This window comes from Prevotella sp. C561 (assembly GCF_000224595.1).
Lineage (GTDB): Bacteria > Bacteroidota > Bacteroidia > Bacteroidales > Bacteroidaceae > Prevotella > Prevotella jejuni.
Genome location: NZ_JH114174.1, coordinates 1 through 1,853, shown reverse-complemented (window position 1 = coordinate 1,853; position 1,853 = coordinate 1). Strand labels below are relative to the sequence as shown.

The 1,853-nt window shown below is 47.9% G+C and carries 1 protein-coding gene and 1 pseudogene; both read right to left on the bottom strand.

Translation table 11 applies throughout. From position 1 onward, the window contains the following. Positions 1-1,494 (bottom strand): annotated as a pseudogene (locus HMPREF0666_RS15765) (type VI secretion system Vgr family protein); the annotation flags it as partial. Positions 1,495-1,675: 181 nt separating this feature from the next. Continuing rightward, positions 1,676-1,853: type VI secretion system tube protein TssD (tssD, locus tag HMPREF0666_RS17070; RefSeq protein WP_009013385.1), on the bottom strand; the 178-nt coding region annotated here is incomplete at its 5' end.

Sequence of the window (1,853 nt, the reverse complement as noted above, 5' to 3'; positions counted from 1 at the left end):
TTTTGCATTTGTAGTGGCATTACCTGCACCATCAAAAGTCATGGTTACACCGCCCTTATCGTGCAGCGTGACACTTCCTTTAGAATCATTAAGTTTCAAGGCACAGCCAGTGCGGCTGGTNAGGCTTTTGCAGTTGTTGCCTTGACCACCGCCACCACCTGTCGTTCCATTAAACAGGCTACCCATAACGTAGGGACGGGCGGGGTCGCCATGACGGAAGCCAAGGAGGACTTGGTCGCCTACCTCTGGGATGAAAACAAAGCCACGGTTGCTCTTTACGTCTTTGCTGCCACCACCATCTGGCGTCATCACACGTACCCAACTTGTTCGCATGTTATCGGTCTGCCAATTCATGCGCACCTGCACACGACCCGCTCCATGTGGGTCGGCATTGCTTAGCACGGTTGCCATCTGTGTTTCAGCCAGAGGCATTTCAACCTTTGGGTTAGGCAGACTCATTACAGTACCAGGAATGGCTTTGAAACGGTTTTTGTAGTAACAGCTCTCGCTCACTTCATGGGTCATCTCGATGATAATGAAATCGCCTAAGCTCTCTTGAGAGAGATTGCCAACTCCCTTTAAGAAAGAACTATACAAACTTATCACCGAACCCACATGTAGCCTTGGGTCCTGGCTTTCGGCTGTGACGTAATGGGTTTCAGCCGTTTCGGCTGCTTGTTTTAGGAGTACATAATTCTCAAGATCATCGATAGAGCTGACACGCTGTATGGAGTACTGGCGAGCCGCCTTAGGGTAGGAGGGAAGCGCAGCACGGAACGCATCACCCGCCATCCTGTCATGTCCGTAAGCCTTATCGGGTGTCTTGCGGTCCATCTCACGGTTTGCACCAGAATGGAACGTAAACACCTATTCTGGACGAGCTAATGTTTGTAAGCCAATATTGAGGGAACTCAGCGACGTACCAAATTCCATCTTGATAGGGTCTGGCAATCGTCTTGGTTTACCGAAGACAAGTTTCAGACCATCATAGTACATCCACTCCTGATACTGCAAGGCAAGCCGACGAACGAAATCGAAGTCAGATTCCTCGTATTGGCAGATGTAATCCAACTGTTTCTTGTGCGCTGCATTCAATGCCAACTGCACCTTACCATCACTGCACAGACTCTTTACGACATCACCAATCGACCTGTCATTCCATGAGTAACAGCTCGGTGCCGTCTCCATACGATAAGTGGAGGAGTATCCAGACACCTGTATACACCCGAAGTCGCTGCCATCGCGATGCAACTCAATGTTCGTCACTATGCCACAGAAGAATGGTTTGTTCGCAGCTTTCACTATGATATCTTTGCCGAGCCACTCTTTACTGCTACTGATGTTATGCACCTGTCTGTTGCCTCCCGACTCAAGGTCAACCGTGAGGTCAAAGTGATGATGTGCACCAGTACTTTGGTCTATACGAAGTGATTTAAAAGAAGAAAGTCCATCCTTTCCTATAGTGATGGAGATGGGATTAAAAGGTATTGCCATTGAATATATTTTTTGAGGTAATTAAGGCTGAAAAGCTATTTGATAAGATTTGTGCCCTATATATAATAAGGTGGCGACCTCAGCTGCTTATAGGTATGTCCTACTGCGGTGAGACCTAAATAGAAAGCTAAAAGGACCATGTCAAGCACGTAGCCCGACACGGTCCTTAAGTTTCTTAGACCTATGAACGAGGCCAGCGGTTATCGAGCTCGGCATTACCCACGGTGATATTCTCAGCAGAGAAGGTCATCGCGATGGTCATCGGCGCCTCGTTGTTTACGTCGAGTGTCTCCTTGTAGTGAACGATGTAAGCATTCTTGAAAGAAATCTCCTTCATCTTAGCATCCTCCTCACTCTTC